This window comes from uncultured Polaribacter sp. (assembly GCF_947501385.1).
In the GTDB taxonomy this organism is placed as follows: Bacteria; Bacteroidota; Bacteroidia; order Flavobacteriales; family Flavobacteriaceae; genus Polaribacter.
In genome coordinates, this window is the sequence record NZ_CANMVP010000002.1 from 162518 (window position 1) to 183160 (window position 20643).

The 20643-nt window shown below is 31.6% G+C and carries 23 protein-coding genes; 11 read left to right on the forward strand and 12 right to left on the reverse strand.

Going from position 1 to position 20643, the window contains the following annotated elements:
* The first annotated feature begins 36 nt into the window (after window positions 1–36).
* A complete protein-coding gene (gene folD / locus Q0998_RS02225) occupies window positions 37–912 on the forward strand; it encodes a bifunctional methylenetetrahydrofolate dehydrogenase/methenyltetrahydrofolate cyclohydrolase FolD (RefSeq protein WP_299665614.1) in 876 nt (291 codons plus the stop codon).
* A gap of 4 nt (window positions 913–916) precedes the next feature.
* Window positions 917–1825: a YitT family protein gene (locus Q0998_RS02230; protein ID WP_299665617.1), complete on the forward strand. Its 909-nt coding sequence runs from the start codon at window positions 917–919 to the stop codon at window positions 1823–1825.
* Here the strand turns inward: Q0998_RS02230 and Q0998_RS02235 are convergent.
* Window positions 1822–2853: an AI-2E family transporter gene (locus Q0998_RS02235; RefSeq protein ID WP_299665620.1), complete on the reverse strand. Its 1032-nt coding sequence runs from the start codon at window positions 2851–2853 to the stop codon at window positions 1822–1824. The genes Q0998_RS02230 and Q0998_RS02235 overlap by 4 nt on opposite strands.
* Before the next feature lie 144 nt (window positions 2854–2997).
* Between Q0998_RS02235 and Q0998_RS02240 the strand changes: the two genes are divergently transcribed.
* Window positions 2998–3699 (forward strand): TIGR02206 family membrane protein, encoded by a 702-nt coding sequence (locus Q0998_RS02240; protein WP_299665623.1) that lies wholly within the window; start codon window positions 2998–3000, stop codon window positions 3697–3699.
* Here Q0998_RS02240 and Q0998_RS02245 read toward each other — a convergent pair.
* From Q0998_RS02245 to Q0998_RS02295, 11 genes are all read right to left on the reverse strand, one after another.
* Complete coding sequence (locus Q0998_RS02245) at window positions 3696–4064, reverse strand: cupin domain-containing protein (RefSeq protein WP_299665626.1); 369 nt, start codon at window positions 4062–4064, stop codon at window positions 3696–3698. The two genes, Q0998_RS02240 and Q0998_RS02245, sit on opposite strands and share 4 nt — an antisense overlap.
* A gap of 117 nt (window positions 4065–4181) precedes the next feature.
* Window positions 4182–4748 carry a hypothetical protein gene (locus Q0998_RS02250; protein ID WP_299665629.1) on the reverse strand — a complete coding sequence of 189 codons (567 nt, stop codon included), beginning with the start codon at window positions 4746–4748 and terminating at the stop codon, window positions 4182–4184.
* 45 nt (window positions 4749–4793) lie between these two features.
* On the reverse strand, window positions 4794–6365 hold the full coding sequence (locus Q0998_RS02255) for a helicase HerA-like domain-containing protein (protein ID WP_299665632.1): 1572 nt from the start codon (window positions 6363–6365) through the stop codon (window positions 4794–4796).
* A 194-nt stretch (window positions 6366–6559) separates the two neighbouring features.
* Window positions 6560–7555 (reverse strand): bifunctional oligoribonuclease/PAP phosphatase NrnA, encoded by a 996-nt coding sequence (locus Q0998_RS02260; RefSeq protein ID WP_299665634.1) that lies wholly within the window; start codon window positions 7553–7555, stop codon window positions 6560–6562.
* A gap of 282 nt (window positions 7556–7837) precedes the next feature.
* Entirely contained in the window at window positions 7838–8593 is a 756-nt protein-coding gene (locus Q0998_RS02265) for a LytTR family DNA-binding domain-containing protein (protein ID WP_299665637.1), read from the reverse strand.
* A 98-nt stretch (window positions 8594–8691) separates the two neighbouring features.
* Window positions 8692–9003 carry a 2TM domain-containing protein gene (locus Q0998_RS02270; RefSeq protein WP_299665640.1) on the reverse strand — a complete coding sequence of 104 codons (312 nt, stop codon included), beginning with the start codon at window positions 9001–9003 and terminating at the stop codon, window positions 8692–8694.
* A 4-nt stretch (window positions 9004–9007) separates the two neighbouring features.
* A complete protein-coding gene (locus Q0998_RS02275; RefSeq protein ID WP_299665643.1) occupies window positions 9008–9343 on the reverse strand; it encodes a 2TM domain-containing protein in 336 nt (111 codons plus the stop codon).
* Window positions 9344–9350: 7 nt separating this feature from the next.
* On the reverse strand, window positions 9351–9647 hold the full coding sequence (locus Q0998_RS02280; protein ID WP_299665646.1) for a 2TM domain-containing protein: 297 nt from the start codon (window positions 9645–9647) through the stop codon (window positions 9351–9353).
* A gap of 1 nt (window position 9648) precedes the next feature.
* Window positions 9649–9960, reverse strand: a complete 312-nt coding sequence (locus tag Q0998_RS02285) for a 2TM domain-containing protein (RefSeq protein WP_299665649.1) — start codon at window positions 9958–9960, stop codon at window positions 9649–9651.
* Window positions 9960–11321: a 2TM domain-containing protein gene (locus tag Q0998_RS02290; protein WP_299665652.1), complete on the reverse strand. Its 1362-nt coding sequence runs from the start codon at window positions 11319–11321 to the stop codon at window positions 9960–9962. The genes Q0998_RS02285 and Q0998_RS02290 overlap by 1 nt, the downstream gene beginning before the upstream one ends.
* A 29-nt stretch (window positions 11322–11350) precedes the next feature.
* On the reverse strand, window positions 11351–11764 hold the full coding sequence (locus Q0998_RS02295) for a DUF2141 domain-containing protein (protein WP_299665654.1): 414 nt from the start codon (window positions 11762–11764) through the stop codon (window positions 11351–11353).
* 658 nt (window positions 11765–12422) lie between these two features.
* On the opposite strand from Q0998_RS02295, the gene Q0998_RS02300 reads away from it, so the two are divergent.
* The 8 genes from Q0998_RS02300 (at window position 12423) to Q0998_RS02335 (ending at window position 20619) form a co-directional block, all read left to right on the forward strand.
* Window positions 12423–13049: a GNAT family N-acetyltransferase gene (locus tag Q0998_RS02300; protein WP_299665657.1), complete on the forward strand. Its 627-nt coding sequence runs from the start codon at window positions 12423–12425 to the stop codon at window positions 13047–13049.
* Window positions 13036–14286 carry an argininosuccinate synthase domain-containing protein gene (locus Q0998_RS02305; RefSeq protein ID WP_299665660.1) on the forward strand — a complete coding sequence of 417 codons (1251 nt, stop codon included), beginning with the start codon at window positions 13036–13038 and terminating at the stop codon, window positions 14284–14286. The genes Q0998_RS02300 and Q0998_RS02305 overlap by 14 nt, the downstream gene beginning before the upstream one ends.
* A gap of 86 nt (window positions 14287–14372) precedes the next feature.
* Window positions 14373–15356, forward strand: a complete 984-nt coding sequence (gene argC, locus Q0998_RS02310; protein ID WP_299665663.1) for an N-acetyl-gamma-glutamyl-phosphate reductase — start codon at window positions 14373–14375, stop codon at window positions 15354–15356.
* Window positions 15357–15524: 168 nt separating this feature from the next.
* The gene (gene proC / locus Q0998_RS02315; protein ID WP_299665666.1) at window positions 15525–16325 is read left to right on the forward strand and encodes a pyrroline-5-carboxylate reductase; all 801 of its coding nucleotides are present in this window, start codon (window positions 15525–15527) and stop codon (window positions 16323–16325) included.
* A gap of 85 nt (window positions 16326–16410) precedes the next feature.
* Complete coding sequence (locus Q0998_RS02320) at window positions 16411–17553, forward strand: aminotransferase class III-fold pyridoxal phosphate-dependent enzyme (protein ID WP_299665669.1); 1143 nt, start codon at window positions 16411–16413, stop codon at window positions 17551–17553.
* 255 nt (window positions 17554–17808) lie between these two features.
* Window positions 17809–18750, forward strand: coding sequence for an N-acetylornithine carbamoyltransferase (locus Q0998_RS02325; RefSeq protein WP_299665671.1), 942 nt, complete (start codon window positions 17809–17811; stop codon window positions 18748–18750).
* A gap of 22 nt (window positions 18751–18772) precedes the next feature.
* On the forward strand, window positions 18773–19549 hold the full coding sequence (gene argB / locus Q0998_RS02330; RefSeq protein WP_299665674.1) for an acetylglutamate kinase: 777 nt from the start codon (window positions 18773–18775) through the stop codon (window positions 19547–19549).
* A gap of 2 nt (window positions 19550–19551) precedes the next feature.
* Entirely contained in the window at window positions 19552–20619 is a 1068-nt protein-coding gene (locus Q0998_RS02335) for a M20 family metallo-hydrolase (protein WP_299665677.1), read from the forward strand.
* The last annotated feature ends 24 nt before the right edge of the window (window positions 20620–20643 follow it).

Below are 20643 nucleotides of genomic sequence, written 5' to 3' on the forward strand. Positions count from 1 at the left end.
CTTTTTTCATTTACAACATATTCAACAAGAAGAACAATGATTTTATTAGACGGAAAAAAAACAGCTTCAGATATTAAAGAAGAAATTGCTTTAGAAGTAAGAGATTTAATAGATAGAGGACATGAAACACCACATTTAGCAGCTATTATAGTTGGTAATGACGGTGCAAGTATAACGTATGTAAATGCAAAAGTAAAAGCTTGTGAGCGTGTTGGTTTTGAGTCTACATTAATTAGGTTGCCAGAAGATACCACCGAAGAAGATTTGCTGAATGAAATTGCTATTTTAAATGTTGATCATGATATTGATGGCTTTATCGTTCAACTTCCGTTGCCAAAACATATAGATGAGCAAAAGATTCTAATGGCGATAGACCCAGATAAAGATGTAGACGGATTTCACCCTACAAATGTTGGAAAAATGGCTTTAAACTTACCGACTTTTATTTCTGCAACGCCATTTGGTATTTTAGAATTGTTAGAAAGATACCATGTTGAAACTTCGGGGAAACATGTGGTTATTTTAGGAAGAAGCCATATTGTTGGTAGTCCTATGAGTATTTTACTTTCTCAAAAAAGAAAAGTTGGTAATGCAACTGTTACCATGTGTCATAGTAGAACAAAAAACTTAAAAGAACTTACTTTACAGGCAGATATTATTGTGGCAGCAATTGGAATTCCAGAATTTGTAAAGGCAGACATGGTGAAAGACAATGTAACCGTAATAGATGTTGGTATTACTCGTTTGCCAGATTCATCTAAAAAAAGCGGATTTAGATTGGTAGGTGATGTTGCTTTTAATGAAGTTGCTAAAAAGTCTGAATTTATTACTCCTGTTCCTGGTGGCGTGGGTCCTATGACGATTGCAATGTTATTAAAAAATACTTTATTGGCTTGCCAAAGAAAAAGATAAAACCATGAATCGTAAAATTGCTATTACCTACTTTTTTGAATACTTCCAAATATTTATTGGTATTGTATTAACTAGTTTGGGCTTAAAAGCTTTTCTACTGCCAAATGGTTTTTTAGATGGTGGTGTTACAGGTATTGCACTTTTGGTAAGGACACAAGTAGATATTAACATGTCTTACTTATTACTGTTTTTTAGCATTCCTTTTTTGATTCTTGGCTATTTTACGGTGTCTAAACGTATTGTTATAAAATCTATTATTAGTATTATAGGATTGGCCGCTTTTATACATGTTGAAAATTTTCAAACAATTACAAATGATAAACTGTTAATTTCCATTTTCGGAGGTTTGTTAGTCGGTTCAGGCATTGGAATTGCCATTAGAAACGGTTCGGTTTTAGATGGTTCAGAGATTTTAGGGATTTATTTGAACGATAAATTTGGAATTAGTATTGGTAAAATAGTATTATGCTTTAATATCATCTTATTTGGTATTACAGCCTTTGTAGTTTCTGTTGAAGTGGCTCTTTATTCCATCTTAACCTATATCATTGCTGCAAAAGTTACAGATACTGTTATTGAGGGTTTTGAGGATTTTATAGGTGTTACCATCGTCTCAAAAAAGCATGATATGATAAGAAAAGCAATTATTAAAGATTTAGGAGTTGGTTTAACAATCTATAAAGGTTCTTCAGGTTTTGGAAACAATGGTAAAATTGAAGATTTTGATATTATACATTCTATTGTAAATAGAATAGATATTAAAAAAATGCATAGAATTGTGCAAACCATAGATACAGATGCATTTATTGTTGAGTTTGATGTAAATAGTGTAAAAGGTGGCGTTTTAAGGCATTACATCAATAAAAAGAAAAATAAAAAACTGTATACTTCTACACAATCTTCGATGCATTAAAGTATAGGTTTTTCTTCTTTATGTGCGCCAAATTCTTTTCTGTAAATCCTTACAATTACTAAAAATAAACTGATTAAGAGTGGTCCAAAAATAAGCCCTATAAAGCCAAATAAAGGAACCCCAACAATAACACCAATTAATGTTATTAAAGGATGTACATTGTCTAATTTTTTCAATACAAGAAGACGAATGATGTTATCTGTAGAACCTACTACAATTAAGCCATAAAAAAATATTCCCCAAGCAGAAAAACTGTTTCCTGTTGAGAGTGTTAAAATAAATACGGGTACAATACCAATGAGTGTTCCGACAAAAGGGATCATAGAACCTACCGTTACAATAACAAACCAAAAGAAAGGATCATTAATATCAAAAATTAAAAAACCAACTAAACCAATAATACCTTGTGCAATGGCAACTAGAGGTATTCCAATTGCATTTGAGCGCACCATTGCTTGAGACTCTTGTCCTATAATTTTTAAATTCTTTTCACTAATAGGAATGTATTCGTACAAAGAATTTCTGAGCTCAGATCTGTTTGTAAACATATAATACAACAGAAAATACATAATACCAATAGCTATAAAAATATTAAAAGTACTCCCTGCAAAACCTTCTAAATTATCCGTAACCCAAGTAGAAACTTCAGTAATATTTATTTTTTCGGCCAAATCAAAACCAAATCTGCTTTCAATTTTTCTAGAGAAACCTTTTAGAGCAACTACTACTTCCTCAGAATTTGTAACAGCATCACCAATTTTGTTACCAAGCATCATTACAATACCCGTTACAGGTAATAATATACAGACAAAAGAAATCAACATTAAAAAAATGGCGGCTAAATCTGGCTTCCACCTTTTTTTTACTAAAAGAATCATATATTTTCTTAGCAAAACATAAATAGTTATTGCTCCTAAAATACCAGATAAATAAGGCATCAATTCCCTAAAAATAAGGATACCTATGAATAAAATTAATAGTAATACAAAAACCTGTCTAATGGTTTTTGGTGCAATTGTATCTTTCATATCATATTTTGTTGCAATGCATTAAAGGTAAGCTTTTAATTTTGATGTTATCCGTTATTTAATTAACTCATTTAAAGACTTTTCCAACGTCAGTTTTAGGTCTCACATATATTTTTTAGATTGCACAAAATATATGAAATTTTCATGGATTTTTTTCTAAAAGAAAATAACAATTTTATACCTTTTTCTCACCAACATTTATGGGTGGTCATTTTTTTTATCACTTTTGGTTGTATGCTAATTCTATTTACTAAAAAACAGAAAGAGAAAATTCAGCATAACATTGGAAATATGCTCGCTTTTTCAATTTCATTAACGGTGATTTTTGGAACATTTTTAAAGCTCTACAAAGGTGATTTTAATTATCAAGAAGATTTACCATTGCATTTGTGTAGTTTTATGGCGATAATTATTCCGATATTATCAAGCACGCGAAAATTTTTATATTACGAAATATTTTTTTTCTTAATCTTGGCAGGTACTTTGCAATCTTTAATCACTCCAGATGAAAATAATTACCTCAACTTTCCTTTTTTTAGATATTGGTTTGTTCATGCAGGTTTGGTTATTTTTATGATGTTTGCCACCTTTATTTATAAAATGAGACCCACTTTAAAAAGCGTTGGGAAATCATTCTTAGGAATGCAAGTTTACATGATCTTTACATTCATATTAAATTATTTTTTAGGCTCTAACTATTTCTACACAAATAGAAAACCAAATGCAGCAACTTTGTTAGATCTTTTTGGAGATTGGCCTCAATATATATTTGTGGTGCAACTCATTGTAATTCCGTATTTTTTATTGATTTACCTCCCTTTTTATCTGACAAGAAAACCAGTTTAAACCTCTTCTCTATTTACAAGATCCATAGAAAATGCGGGCAAACAAATTGCTAAATATTCGCATGATTCTTTAAAAGGATTTGAATATTGAACTCTAGTATTTTTTTCAATTTTTATAGATTGACCGGCTTCTAAAATTAAAATTTCCTCATCAATAATAAACTGCTTTTTACCTTTCATGATATAGGTATATTCATCAAATTCTGGAGTTTGAAAAGGTTCGCTCCAGCCAGAAGGCGCAATCATGTGCGCAATACTCAATTGAGAATTACCATCTGTAGCGTTGCCGAAGTGTTCTTCTATCAATTTACCATCTGTAGTTGGAACGACAAAAGGTGCATTTTGAATTGTATATTTTTTTTTCATACCGGAATTCTTTTTTATGCAAGCGTTTAGATCTTTTATTTGTATTCAAGATAAATGTTAACATTTTAGCGCTTCACTAAAAAACATAACAGAAGCTTGATTTAAAAAAAATCTGTATTAATTAAACCAAATAATAAAAGATTTCATTTTTGCCAAATCTGGTATTTGCTCTAGAGTAACTTTTTGAGCTGTAAAACTTTTCATACCTAATTCTTCCTTATCTATAGCTATCGTCGCATTTAAATCGTCTATAAATAAAGTGGCAGACTTTAACGTAGCTTCTATTCTATTGATATTATTATTGGTGTTTATTTCTGAAAAACTAGAATTGATATTGATACCTGTTTCCGTTTGATATCTTGAATCGTGAATTTCTATACTTTTAATCGTAGAAACAGAATCTAATTGTTCTTTTGGTATGATTGTTAGAATGTGCTTCCCTCCTTTTTCAAAAACCAAATATTCATCATCATCTTGAAAATAATTATCTCCTAAAGCTCCTTCACTTAGATTTTTTACAATAGAATCATTTTCAAAAATTTTATCTAATTCTTTAATGGTTGTTTTTGGAGTTAAATGCCCAACTTTTCCTTTCTCTATTTCGAATTTACCACCATCTCCACAACTAATTATTAAAAGAGAACATGCAATTACAACTATTGATAAAATACTTTTTTTAATCATTTTTTTTTCGCTTTACGTTATTATAACGTGATTTTTAACTTTTTGTTATTTTAAAACTTTTTTTAATATTCCAAATGCTGCTCTAATAAAAGTTGCACTGGTAAGTACCTTTATCAAAGGATTTTGCGCAGTACTTCTTCTTCTCGTATAACTTCTGGTTGCTTTTTCTTCTCGCTGTTTTTCTTTCTCCTTCTCTTTTGCTATCTTTTCTTTTTCCTTTTTATCTGCGGCATCTTTGATGGCTTTTGCTTCCGCAAGATGTATTTTTTCTATTTTAGAATTTAACAATTCATAAGCACTCTCTCTATCTAAGGCTTCATTGTATTTATAAAAGAGTCTAGAGTTATTTACAACTTGTTTTAATTCTTTTTTAGTAAGTATATCCATTCTACTCATTGGTGCTCTTAGCATTGTTCTTGCCAATGGAGTTGGAATTCCTTTTTCATTTAAAACAGATACAAATGCTTCTCCGATACCTAATTTTGTCAATACTTCTTTTGTGTCATAATAAACTGAGCTTGGGTAATTCTCTGCCGCCAACTTAATTGCTTTTCTGTCTTTTGCTGTAAACGCTCTTAATGCATGTTGTATTTTCAACCCCAATTGCGCTAAAATATCTTCTGGAACATCTTTTGGGTTTTGAGTTACAAAATACACCCCAATTCCTTTAGAACGAATTAGTTTTACAATACTTTCTATTTGATTTAACAATGCTTTTGATGCTTCTTCAAAAACCAAATGTGCTTCGTCTATAAAAATAATGAGTTCTGGTCTTCCAGCATCTCCTTGTTCTGGAAACGTTTCATATACTTCTGCCAACAATTGCAACATAAATGTTGAAAACAATTTGGGTTTGTCTTGAATGTCTGTTAGACGTAAAACTGAAATGATTCCTTTGCCATCTTCATCTACTCTTGTTAAATCTTCTACTTCAAAAGACTTTTCACCAAAAAACAAATCGCCACCTTGTTGTTCTATTTCAACAATTTTCCGCAAAATTGCACCTGTAGATGATGATGAAATTCGCCCATATTCTGCTTGAATTTCTTCTTTGCCTTCGTTGGTCACAAATTGCAATACTTTCTTAAAATCTTTAATATCTAATAAGGCAAACTTATGATCATCACAATATTTAAAAATGATAGAAACAATGCCGCTTTGGGTTTCTGTTAAATCTAAAATTCTTGATAATAAAACAGGACCAAATTCTGAAACAGTTGCCCGCATTCTTGTGCCCTCTTGTTCTGAAATTGTTAGTATTTCTATTGGAAATTTTTGTGCTGTAAAAGGGAAACCAATTTTTGCATGTCGTTCTTCTATTTTTGCATGTCCAGGACTTGGCTGCACCAACCCAGAAAGATCTCCTTTAATATCCATTAATAAAACCGGAATTCCTTTTTCTGATAAATTCTCAGCTAAAACTTGCAAGGTTTTTGTTTTTCCTGTTCCTGTTGCACCTGAGATTAAACCGTGTCTGTTTAAGGTTTTCAAAGGAATTTTTACAATGGCATCTGTGATGGTTTCTTCACCCAACATGGCAGCTCCTAGTGCTATAAAATCGCCTTTTGTTTTATAACCGTTGTTTATGTATTCAAAAAATTCCTCGCGTTGACTCATGAAAACTAAATTTTGATAAAAATAATCAAAGTTTCATCGTTAAGAAATTATTTGAAGATTTTGTTTGGAATAGTTTTAGAAAAAATATTGTAAAGACTCAAATACACTCCTATAATAAAAGGTTCTAACATTTAACAAAAGTTAGAAACTCGTTCAATTTTTTGCATACTATTAGAAAAAAATACCTATTATTTTTAAAAATATTTCGGAATCAATGCTTTTAATTTTTCTAATGTTTCAGTTACTGTCAAATCACTCATTCCACCAGAAGCATTTGCATGACCTCCACCATTAAAGTGTTCTTTTGCTAAAACATTCACAGGGGTTTCTGCACCTTTAGAACGGAAAGAAATTTTCATAATTCCATCTCTTTCTGTAAACACAATGGCAGCTTTCATGCCCTTAATAGATAAAATCAAATTTGCCAAATTATCAGTATCTCCTTTTTTATATTGATATTTTGCCAATTCTTCTTTAGATAAAGAAATAATGGCAACATTGTAGTCATGTAAAATCTCTAATTTTTCACTCATTGCATATCCTTGCAAACGCAAACGCGTTTCTGTATTGTTGTCACTTAATTTTTCGTGAATTACATGATGTTGCACTCCTGAAGCTAAAATTTTAGCTAAAATCTCATGTGTCCGCGGTTGCACAGAACTGAACCTAAAGCTACCTGTATCTGTTAAAATACCTAAATACAGGGGTGTTCCAATTTTTTCATCTAACAAATCTAGATGTCCAGACTGTTCTATTAGCTCTACAATTAATTGAGACGTAGAAGATGCGGTTGTTTCAGAAACTGTCAACGTTGGAAAATCTTCTGGATTCAAATGATGGTCCATCATAATTTTCTTAGCAGTAGCTTCTTCTAACAAAACTTGCATCTCTGGTCCAACACGGTTGGTTGCATTGTAATCTAAACAGAAGATTACATCTGCTTTTTTCATTTGAGTTGTAACTTCCTCAGGATTTTCATCCATTAAAAGAATAGCCGAAGTATCTAACCAATATAAAAATTCTGGCGCTTTGTCTGGATGACAAATCACGGCTTTCTTACCGAGTTTCTCTATAAAATGTAACAAGCCTAAAGAAGCTCCAATAGAGTCTCCGTCTGCAGATTTGTGTGCTGTAATTACGATATGAGAAGCAGCTTGAATTTCTGCTTCAATTTGTTTGTAAATGTTCATGTAAGTTCTTTTTTCCAATTGCGAATAGTAGCCCAATTGAATCTTTTTTAGAATTCGCGAAGTTAGGTTTATTGTTTCTTTTATACAGTTCTACAAATAAGCATTTTAAAAATTAGTTTCTGTATTTCAATTTGATAAAAGCTAGCAAACAATTCTAGCCCAGATTGAACGGTTTGTTTGAGCTCTTTTTTATTCTTTTTCTGAATAAAAAAAGCGAGTAGTGAAAGCTGGAAATAGCTTCTAATAATACAAGTTAAAACGCTAGTATAAAAACCAACTGCATCAGTCAATCCAATTCTTAAAATCCTTCACACGTTCTCTACTCACAATAATTTCAGCTTCAGTATAAGAATTCAAAATTAATTTCAAGCGTGAGTTGGAATACGCTATAATATCTTTAATTGCATTGATATGAACGATAAAAGTTCTATTCACTCTAAAAAATTGTTCAGGATCTAGTTGTTCTTGCCAGTGCTCTAGAGAGTTGTCTAATAAGTAATTTCTATTTTCTGAAGTATGTATATAAGTAGATTTATTTTCGCTATAAAAACACTCAATTTCGTCTATATTTATAATTTTAATATGCTGCCCTACTTTTATAGAAATTCGTTTTTTAAATTTTCGATCTACAGGATTTATCAATAATTTACGAATGTCATCTAAATTTACGTTCACAGCTGTTTTTGTAGGTTGCTGTGTTTTAAATTTATCTACTGCTACTTTTAATTCATCTTCATCTAAAGGTTTTAATAAATAATCGATGCTGTTTAGTTTAAAGGCTTTTAACGCATACTCATCATAGGCTGTTGTAAATATAATGGCAGATTTGATCTCAATTTCTTCAAAAATCTCAAACGATAATCCATCTGATAATTGAATATCCAAAAATATCAAATCTGGATGTTCATTATTTTGTAACCAATTTAAAGATTCTTCCACAGAATGTAACATTTGCTGAACTTCTAAACCTAATTCAGTAACCATTCTATGTAATCTTCTTGCTGCTGGTTTTTCGTCTTCAATTATTAATACGTTCATTTTTTTGTTAGGTTGTAGAACTTCGGAAAGCTCGGTTTGGCATTAAAAATTAAATTTAGGAATTTTACATGAAAACGATGCAACTTCGAAACTAAAATTTACTTTTTCATATAGTCTTTTATCTTTTTCTCTTCCCATTTACTGCTGAATAGATTCGGGAAGCCAAAAGTTTTAATCGCATGTATCAATACTAAAAATCCCCATACCAACCAAATCGGATAGTGTAAAAAGCCATCATCATTCATTTTATTACTAAAAATAACATCTCCATACAGTTTAAAAGAAAACGACCAGAAAAACGTAAGAATTATATTAAATAGCGTGTAGGCAACCAAATGTTTGTAAAATTTTTTAATTTCCTCAATTCGTCTTTTGGCTCTTTTTAGTTTGTGATGATTTTCAATTTCCATATACCTAATTATTTTTATAACGCTTATTCTCTTTGTCTAACAATTGTTGAATTTTTCTTTCTTCCCATTTAGAACCAATAATCGATTTAAAACCAAAAACGCCTAACCAGTGAAAAAACATTCCGATTCCCCAGAAAAACCAAGTAGAATACACTCCAAAATTAGAAAGTGCTTCAGAAAAACTGCTGTCTCCATCTCTTGTTAATCCAAAGATGATAATACCACTAATAAAAATATTCACTAAAATATAAACAACCAAATGAACATAAAACCCTTTGATGGCTTTTACTTTTTTCTTAACTCTTAAATAATTTTGCTCTTGTATAAAATCTTGATTCATTTTAATGCTATTTTATCTGATTGTATTCATTCATCATAGTTTTAATTTTTTTGTCTTCCCAATTTTTTCCAAAACCCAATAATCGAAATCCGAAAATGCTGAACCAGTGCGAAGACAAACCTATTCCCCACCCTAAAAGAGAAAACCAAAACCAATGAAAATGGGGTTCAAATTTTAGGTTTACAAAAATTATAATCGGTATTACTAAACAATAAATTGCTAAATGCGTGTAGAACCCTTTGATATCTTTTACTCTTTTTTTAGCACTTAAATATTTTTGTTCTTCTGTAAAATCTTGATTCATTTTAATTGTTTTTTAGATATTCTTCTATTTTTCTTTGTTCCCAATTTTTAGAGAAAAATAACTTTTCTCCAAAAACGTTTAATGCTTGAAAAAGGATGCCGATTCCCCAAAACAACCAAATTTTATAATTATGATAATTAAAAACTGCTTCGTTAAAAGTATCTCCATCCTCAATATCTCCAACTATAAAAATGGCGCTTAAGAAAATATTAACAACAATGTATATGATGAAGTGTCTATAAAACTTACTAATTTTTTCAACTCGCTTTCTTGCCAAAACAAATTTTTGCTCTTGAGTTTGTTCTTTTCTCATTATCTGTAATTGCTTTGTCTGTTTTCTTTCTCCATCATCTCTTTGATTTTTTTGTCTTCCCAATTCTTTCCTAAGAAAATATTGTAATTATTAACTTCTAAAAAGTGAAAAGCTAAACCGATTCCCCATCCAAAAATCGGGAACCAAAACCAGTGAAAACTTGGTGAAAATCTTAAATTTATAAATATTAAAAAAGGAATTACCAAGCAGTAAGATGCTAAATTCTGATAAAATTCTTTTAATTTCTCTACTTTTTCAACTGCTTTTACATAGTTGCTATTTTCTATATTATCTGGATACATCGTATTGTTCATTTTAATTAAGAGAGGTAAACTCACCTTAAATGTTTTGTTATTATTTTCTATTTTTACTCCTTTTTGAGTGATTAATCCATATCTATCAGCAATATTCTGCAAACCTACTTTGGTGCTTTTTCCTATTGCTTCTTTAGGATTGATGTTATTTTCTATTATTAAATACCTATCTTCTTCATAAATATTTATAGTTAAAGGTCTTGATGTTGAAACCACATTGTGCTTTACTGCATTTTCTAATAAAAGCTGTAAGGATAATGGCACAATTTTTAGCTCATTATTACTTATTGCCTCTGGAATGTTAAATTTTACGGCTTCTTCAAAACGCATTCCTAACAATTCCATATAGGTTTTTGCAAATTTTAGTTCTTCGGAAATTGGGACTAAATCTTTATTTCTTTGCTCTAAAACATATCTATAAACTTTAGATAATTTTGTGGTAAACCTTTCAGCTTGTAAAGGATTCTCGCCAATTAAACTCGTTAACACATTTAAACTATTAAATAAAAAATGTGGGTCTAACTGATTTTTTAAAGACTCAAATTTTGCAGTTTCTGTTTTTGCTACAATCTCTTGTTTTGTTGTTTCTTTGGTCATGGCAGTTTTCCAATTCTGCATAAAACCTCTTGCGTGTAAAAAAGTAGAAACTCCTAAGGAAAGAATGATATAGAAAAGATGAATCACAAGAAAATTACCAGAAAAAAAATCGTCTATACTATTGTTATTTAATACGATAAAAACTACATAATCAATCAATAATACAACAGGAATTGTATATAAAATAGTAGCAATAATACCTGCCCAAACTCTTTGGTTTGTCTGTGTAATCCAATCCCACTTAGAAGATAAATAGTTGTTTATAAAACCATTTCCAAAGCCCAATCCAAAAGAATACATTCCAGAGATAATGAAAGACCATACAATGCCTTCTAAAGTTCTTTGCCCGAATATTATACCAAAAATAATTCCGAATAGTATGGTCATTTTTAAACATAAGATTGCGGCATTCTTTAAGCTTCTTATGGTATAAATTTCTTGGTTTTTCATTATCTCTTATTGAATTTCAGCGTAATTTACTAAAATTTAATGTCTAAACTTAAATTTTCATCTTTCATCATAAATTTTGCATTTTCAAAAGAGGGTGGTGCAAAAGCCATTACATTATTAGAAGCACCATAATCTTCTAAAGGCATTCTGTTTGCAGAAAAATCCATTTTATCATTATCGTTTTTATCGTGGTAACATGTAATTGCATATTCACCAGGAGCAACATTTTCGAAAACGATGGTACTTTTACCATTTACAATTTTTCCATTTTTCCCTTGAATGGGTTCTTGCATAAAATTATCTTTATTAAATAATGCAAAACCTACTTTTCCTGAATCTGAAGTTGCATTTACAACAGTTACTGTAATTTTTTTGTTTTGAGCTGTTAACGAATTTGTTATTGTTAACAGTACTACTACTAAAATTGATACTAAAAATTTCATCTTATTTGTTTTTAAGTATTGAAATAAATTCAACACATGTTATTTAATGGTTCAAAGATGCAACACAACCACCCTTTTTAAAATTAAAGAATACCCAACTGTATTTTTTTTAGGACGAACTGTAAAAAAGCAAATAAATAGCTAAAACATTCTTATGATAGATGCACCTAATAATTTACCTAAAACATTATATACAAAATAGATATGCTAATAAATCTATTTCTTAACAAATCAATAATTATTAAAATGTTTTTTTATTAGATTGATAAAAGTTTAAAAAAAAAGTTCTTTTTTTATTGCTGGTCATAAAAATAGTATACATTTACAATATGTTTACTTCAAAAAATAAGACATTTATTATGGTTCCCAGATTGCGCTTCCGCAATACAATTCGCTAATTCTAAACTTTAGCAACAAACTGAGCATCCATAATTTTTTATTTTTTTATCATGTATTACAAAACAAATTTTAAAAGCACACAAAATAACAATATCTTTTTAGATAGCAACAAACCTGTACGCCGCTTTTTCTTGTTCCGCCCTTTGGGTGTGTAATAATCTACGGAATTAGGTGCGTCCAATTCTACATTTAAAAAAACCATTCAAAATACATTCAAACCCGTACTGAATTCATTTCAGTGTTTTTAAAAATCAATACAATGCAAATTGTAATTGCAAATAAATCACATAGTATCTATGCAGAAATTATCTGCAAAACTATAGAAGAAGCTTCAAAAGTTAGAGGAACTGGTATTGCTAAACGTAAACCAGCATACATTATCACTAAAATGGAAAATGGAAATGCTGTGATTGCTCTCGATGGAGATACCTTCGCTGGTTTCTGCTATATAGAAGCTTGGAGTCATGGAAAATTCGTAGCTAATTCTGGCTTAATAGTGCATCCTGAATATAGAAATTTAGGATTGGCTAAACAGATCAAGCAAGTAATTTTTAAGCATTCTAGAACCAAATTTCCGAATGCTAAAATTTTTAGTATTACCACTGGTTTGGCTGTGATGAAATTAAATACAGATTTGGGGTACAAACCTGTAACTTTTTCTGAATTAACAGACGATCAATCTTTTTGGAAAGGTTGCCAGACTTGTAAAAACTATGATGTTCTAACAAGAACAGAACAAAAAATGTGTTTGTGTACAGGAATGTTGTACGATCCAAAATTAAAAAATACTGAAACTCCAAAAGAGGTAAAGGAAAACGTGTTTAAAAGATTAAAAAATATAAAACAGACCTTGTTTTTAAAAAAAGATAAAAATGGCAAAAAATAATAAAAACGAAAAACCTGCTGATTTTCTCCCTTTGGGAGAAACGTCACAAAGTGACAAAGTGGGAGGGAAATTAGTCATCGCATATAGTGGCGGTTTAGATACTTCATATTGCGCAGTGAGCTTGTCTAAACAATATGATGTACATGCAGTAAGTGTAAATACAGGCGGATTTTCTTCAGAAGAAATTAAAAAAATTGAAAGCAACGCTTATAAAATGGGCGTTTCTACCTATAAAAATATCGATGCCGTTGCTACTTTTTATAAGAAAGTAGTAAAATATTTAATCTTCGGAAATGTGTTAAAAAATAACACGTATCCGCTTTCTGTAAGTGCAGAAAGAATTATTCAAGCCATAGAAATTATTGAATATGCAAAAAGTATTAATGCAGAATATATTGCACATGGAAGCACAGGTGCTGGAAATGATCAGGTTCGTTTTGATATGATTTTTCAGACCTTGGCGCCAAATATCAAAATTATTACACCCATTAGAGATGGCAGTTTAACAAGACAACAAGAAATTGAGTATTTAAAAGAAAACGGAGTAGATATGTCTTGGGAAAAGGCAAAATACTCGGTGAACAAAGGTTTGTGGGGAACAAGCGTTGGCGGTTCAGAAACCTTAACTTCAGAAAAAGCATTGCCCGAAACTGCCTATCCTTCTCAATTAGAAAATAAAGGGGAAGAAAAAGTAACGTTGACTTTTAAAAAAGGTGAATTGGTTGCTTTGAATGGTGTGATAAATTCGTCAGAAATTGTGATTGAAAGCTTAAATGATATCGCTTCTAAATATGCCATTGGTAGAGATATTCATGTTGGAGATACCATTGTTGGTATTAAAGGAAGAGTTGGTTTTGAAGCTGCTGCTGCATTAATTACCATTAAAGCGCATCATTTGTTAGAGAAGCACACGCTTACGAAATGGCAATTACAGCACAAAGAATATTTGGCAAGTTTTTATGGAATGCATTTGCACGAAGGGCAGTATTTAGATCCTGTAATGCGAGATATGGAAGCTTTCTTACAAAGTTCACAAACCAATGTTTCTGGTGATGTAACAGTTACATTAAAACCTTATCATTTTTCTTTAGACGGAATTGTTTCCAAGCACGATTTAATGAATGCAAAATTCGGAAGTTATGGTGAAGAAAACAAAAGTTGGACAGCAGATGAAGCCAAAGGATTCATAAAAATTATTGGGAACCAGAATAAAATTTATCAGCAAGTAAATAAGTAGTTTTTCCTGCAAGGTTTCTAAAACCTTGTAGGTATAAAATACATACCTACAAGGTCGGCAAGACCTTGCAGGATAAAAGGTATAATATGAAAAAATTAGAAGTAGGAATTATAGGAGGCGCAGGGTACACAGCTGGTGAGCTAATTCGATTATTATTAAATCACCCGAAAACAAGTATCAATTTTGTGTACAGTACATCAAATGCTGGTAACAAGTTGCATAAAGTGCATCAAGATTTAATTGGAAGTACAGAAATTTCTTTTACTTCAGAAATTAATAACAACGTAGATGTATTATTTTTGTGTTTAGGGCATGGAAATTCAAAAGTATTTTTAGAAAACAATTCGTTTTCTTCAACTACTAAAATCATCGATTTAGGTAACGACTTTAGATTAACTGCTGATAAAAATCTTGAAGATAAAGAGTTTATTTATGGTTTAGCAGAATTACAAAAAGAGGCAATAAAATCAGCGAAGTACATTGCGAATCCTGGTTGTTTTGCAACGGCATTACAATTGGCAATTTTACCGCTAGCTGCTAATAAGTTGCTTACAAATGATGTTCATATCAACGCCGTAACGGGGGCAACTGGTGCAGGAACTTCCTTATCCAAAACCACTCATTTTACATGGAGAGATAATAATTTTTCTCATTATAAAGCATTTACACATCAGCATTTGGGTGAAGTTAATCAGACTGTACACCAATTACAAACCAATTTTAATTCAGACATAAATTTTGTACCAAATCGCGGAAATTTTTCCAGAGGAATATTTGCAACGGTTTATACAAAATACAACGGTAGCTTAGAGGATGCAAAAAAAATATACAAAGCATTTTATAAAGATGCTGCTTTTACCTTTGTTTCAGATGAAGAGATTCATTTAAAACAAGTGGTAAACACAAACAAATGTTTGATTCATTTAGCAAAACACAACAACAAATTACTAATTACAAGCATCATAGATAATTTATTAAAAGGCGCTTCAGGTCAGGCAATTCAGAACATGAATATACTATTTGGCTTTGAAGAAACAGCAGGAATTAACTTAAAAGCGAATTATTTTTAACAAAATAGCCACTCCTAACTTCCCCAAAGGGGAGGAATTCTTACTCATATAAAAGTATGAGTGGTTTCCCCTCCTTTGGAGGGGTTAGGGGAGGATTCAAAATACAGATTCCTGCTTTCGCAGGAAAGACAAATTAAAGAACAAGTTTTCAACTTTGACAATCATATTATGAAAATAGCCATCATAGGAACAGGAAATTTAGGAAAATCTATTGCGAAAGGTCTAATTACCAACAACGCAATCACCTCTTTGTATTTAACTAAGAGAAATTTAACTGAAATCACAGAGTTTGAAGGATACAAAAACGTATTCTTAACAACTGACAATCTAGAAGCTGTAAAAAATGCTGATATTTTAATATTTGCAGTACAACCAGCTCATTTCGAAGGAATTTTACAACAAATAAAATCGCTTTTGACAGAAAAACATGTATTAATTTCTACCATCACAGGATTTTCAATTGCAAAAATTGAAGAGGAAGTTGGTGCAGATAAATACATTATTAGAGCTATGCCAAATACGGCGATTGCTGTTGGGAAATCAATGACCTGCTTGTGCACCAACTCACAAGGTGAAAAAAGAATTGGAATTGCAGAAGCGATTTTTAATAGATTAGGGCATTCTTTGAGTATTCCAGAATCTCAAATGCAAGCGGCAACGGTAGTTTGTGCAAGCGGAATTGCTTTTTGGATGCGTTTGATTCGCGCCACAACACAAGCTGCAATTCAGTTAGGTTTTGATGCGAAAGAAGCACAAGAATTAGCCATGTTTACCAGTGAAGGCGCTGCTAATTTATTAATTACAAACGGCAAGCATCCAGAAGAAGAAATCGACAGAGTTACCACGCCAAAAGGATGTACCATTACAGGTTTGAATGAAATGGAGCACAAAGGTTTGAGCTCTTCATTGATTCAAGGAATGGTGGCTTCTTTCAATAAAATTAGCAATATAAAAAAAGAACAGATTTAATGACTAGCAACGGGTTTCAACCCGTTGAAGTTGAAGAAGAAGAAGAAATACAAGGGGTTTAAACCCCTTGCCCAAAATAAAAAAAATGAGTTTATTTGATGTATATCCGCTATTTAACATCACGCCTGTAAGGGCAAAAGATGTGTATGTTTATGATGAAAACGATAATGAATATCTAGATTTATACGGTGGTCATGCGGTAATTTCTATTGGACATTCGCATCCTACTTACGTGAAAAACATCAGTGAACAAGTTGCAAAAATGGGCTTTTATAGCAATTCTATTCAAAATCCGATGCAAGTGGACTTGGCAAATAAGTTAGAAGCATTATCTGGTTGTAAAAACTATGAATTATTTTTATGCAATTCTGGTGCAGAAGCGAACGAGAATGCTTTAAAACTAGCTTCTTTTCATAACCATAAAAAGAAAATTGTAGCTTTTAAAAATGGTTTTCACGGTAGAACTTCTGCAGCTGTTGCAGCAACGGACAATCCTAAAATTATTGCACCGATAAATGCACAACAAGAAGTCGAAATTCTAGCATTGGGAGATTTGGTAGGTTTGGAAAAAGCGTTGGTAAAAAATGATGTTTGTGCAGTGATTGTTGAGTTCATTCAAGGCGTTGGTGGTTTAGATGAAAGTACTGCAGAATTTTATGAAGGTGCAGATGTTCTTTGTAAAAAATATAATACCTGTTTTATCGCTGATGAAGTGCAGTCTGGTTTTGGAAGAACTGGCGATTTTTTCGCTTTTCAGAAATACAATGTATCTCCAGATATCATTTCCATTGCAAAAGGAATGGGCAATGGTTTTCCTGTAGGTGGCATTTTAATTCATCCTTCAATTAAAGCCTCTTTTGGCCTGTTAGGAACCACTTTTGGCGGAAATCATTTGGCTTGCGCAGCCACTTTAACCGTTTTAAATGTTCTTGAGGAAGAAAATTTAATGGAAAATGCAAAAGAAATATCAGCTTATTTCATTAAAAAATCAAAGGAAATTCCAGAATTAAAAAAATTAAAAGGAAGAGGATTGATGCTAGGATTAGAATTTGATTTTCCGATTGCAGCACTTCGTAAAAATCTAATTTATAAACATAAAATATTTACAGGAAGTGCGAAGAATCCTAATTTAATTAGAATTCTGCCTCCTCTAACCATCCAGAAAAAACATATTGATGTATTTTTTGAGGCTTTGAAAAGTGAGTTGGCAGTTAGTAGTTTGCAATAGGCAGTAAAAAATATTCTGTAAGGTTTCTAAAACCTTTAAGTACGAAGAGTCCTAATTTGATTAGAATTCTACCACCTTTAACCATCCAGAAAAACATATTAATGTGTTTTTTGAAGCTTTAAAAGTGAATTGAAATAATAGCGATCTTGAAACCTCTCGACTGCGCTCGAGGAGACAGACTAATTTTTGTCTAGCAGAAAAGATTAATAAATATCCTACAAGGTTTTAAAAACCTTGTAGGTATAAAGTAAAAATATGAAAAAATACACACATATAAACGATATCGACGATATCCATTCTTGGATTGAAGAAGCAAAAGAGCTCAAAAAAAACCCTTTAAAGGATCTTCAATTAGGGAAAAACAAAATCTTAGGCTTGTTTTTTTTTAATTCGAGTTTAAGAACCCGTTTAAGTACACAAAAAGCAGCATTCAATTTAGGAATGAATCCAATTGTGATGAATGTTTCTGGCGATGCTTGGGGCATTGAATTTGGAGATGGAACCATTATGAATGGAACCACTGCAGAACACATTAAAGAAGCTGCAGCAGTGGTTTCTCAATATTGTGATATAATTGCAGTAAGAGCATTTCCTACTCTAACCGACAAAGAAAAAGACGAAAGTGAACAGGTTTTAGAATCGTTTGTAAAATTTGCTTCTGTGCCTATTATTAGTATGGAAAGTGCTACTTCTCACCCATTGCAAGGATTTACAGATGCCTTAACAATTTCAGAATTTTCTACAAAAAAGAAACCAAAAGTGGTATTAAGTTGGGCGCCACATATAAAAGCGTTGCCGCACGCAGTTGGCAATAGTTTTGTGGAAGCGATGCAAAAGATGGAAGTTGAATTTGTAATTGCAAATCCAGAAGGATATGATTTAAATCCAGAAATCACGAAAGACACAAGAATCTTTCACAATCAAGAAGAAGCTTTTAAAGATGCCGATTTTGTGTATGCCAAAAACTGGAGTTCCTATGAAGATTATGGAAAAGTATTAAAAACTCATTCAGATTGGATGATTACCAAAAATAAAATTGGAACAGCTAAATTTATGCATTGTTTGCCAGTAAGAAGAAATGTAGTGGTAGAAGATGCCGTTTTAGACAGCGATAGTTCTATTGCAATAGCACAAGCAAATAATAGAACGTTTGCCGCGCAATTGGTTTTGAAAAAAATACTAAAACAATGGGTTTAAATCCATTGTCAAAATAAAAAAAATGGAAAAATTATCAATCATAAAAATTGGCGGAAATATTATTGAAGATGAAGCTTCATTAGATGCTTTTCTACAATTATTCTCAAATTTAAAAGGAAAGAAAATTTTAGTACATGGTGGTGGAAAACGCGCTACAAGTATTGCCTCAAAATTGGGTATTGCCTCTAAAATGATTGACGGAAGAAGAATAACCGACAAAGAAACTTTGGAAGTAATTACCATGGTGTATGGAGGTTTGGTCAATAAAAATATGGTGGCAAAACTGCAAGCTTTAGGTATTGACGCAATTGGATTGACTGGTGCAGACATCAACAGTATACAATCTGATAAAAGACCTATAAAAGATATCGACTATGGTTTTGTAGGCGATGTAAAAAAAGTAAATCATAGTGCTATTGATAAATTAATTCAAGCGGATTTTACACCCGTATTTTGTGCCATTACGCATGATGGAAACGGGCAATTATTAAACACCAACGCTGATACGATTACAAGCCAAGTTGCCGTGGGAATGAGTAAAATTCACGAAACATCTATCTATTATTGTTTTGAATTGAATGGTGTTTTACAAGACTTCAATGATAAAGAATCTGTGATTCAAAATATCGATTCAAAATCATACGAAGAATTGCTAAAAAACAAAATAATTTTAGAAGGAATGTTGCCAAAATTAGAAAACTGCTTTGACGCTTTAAAAAATGGCGTACATAAAGTTCACATTGGTAGTACAGCAATGTTAGCAAAAGAAAATAATAACTTTACCACAATTACTTTATAAAAATGGAAATTCAACAATTAACAGAAAATGCGATTTCACTTTTAAAAAAATTGATTGAAACACCTTCTTTTTCATCCGAAGAAGAGTATACAGCAGTTTTAATTGAAAACTGGTTTACAACTCATACGATTCCGTTTAAAAGAACAAAAAATAATGTTTGGGCAACCAATAAATATTTTGACGAAAGTAAACCAACCTTACTATTAAACTCGCATCATGATACTGTAAAACCAAATTCTGCCTATACAAATGATCCTTTTAAAGCGATTGTAAAAGATGGAAAATTATATGGTTTAGGAAGTAACGATGCTGGTGGATGTCTGGTTTCGTTAATTGCCACTTTTACACATTTCTATCAGCAAAAAGATTTAAAATACAATTTGGTCATTGTGGCTTCTGCTGAAGAAGAAAGTAGTGGTAAAAACGGATTGAATAGTATGTTATCTATCATTCCGCATATTGATGTGGCGATTGTTGGCGAACCTACTTTGATGAATTTAGCCGTTGCAGAAAAAGGTTTGGTAGTTTTTGATGCTGTTGTGGAAGGAACGCCAAGTCATGCTGCACATCCGAATACGAACAATTCAATTTACAATACCATTAAAGTTTTAGAATGGTTCAACCATTATACCTTTGAAAGAACATCAGAAGCCTTGGGCGACGTAAAAATGACCGTCACTCAAATTACTGCAGGTTCTCAACACAATGTGGTTCCTGCACATGTAGATTTAGTGGTGGATGTTCGTGTTAACGATGCGTATTCGAATCAAGAAATTGCCGACATTTTACAAAAAGAATCGCCTTGTGCAAAAATTACACCGAGAAGTTTACGTTTAAACTCCTCTTCTATCTCTACCGATCATGATTTGGTAAAAGCAGGAATTGCAATGGGAAGAAAAACCTATGGGTCACCAACATTATCAGATCAATCTGTTTTAAGTTGCGAGTCCTTAAAATTAGGGCCTGGAGATAGCACTCGATCTCATTCTGCCGATGAATTTATTTATTTGGCAGAAATTGAAGAAGGAATTAAAATATACATTGAATTGTTAAATCGTGTAATTCTTTAGGAAAACTGATTTCCTGCAAGGTTT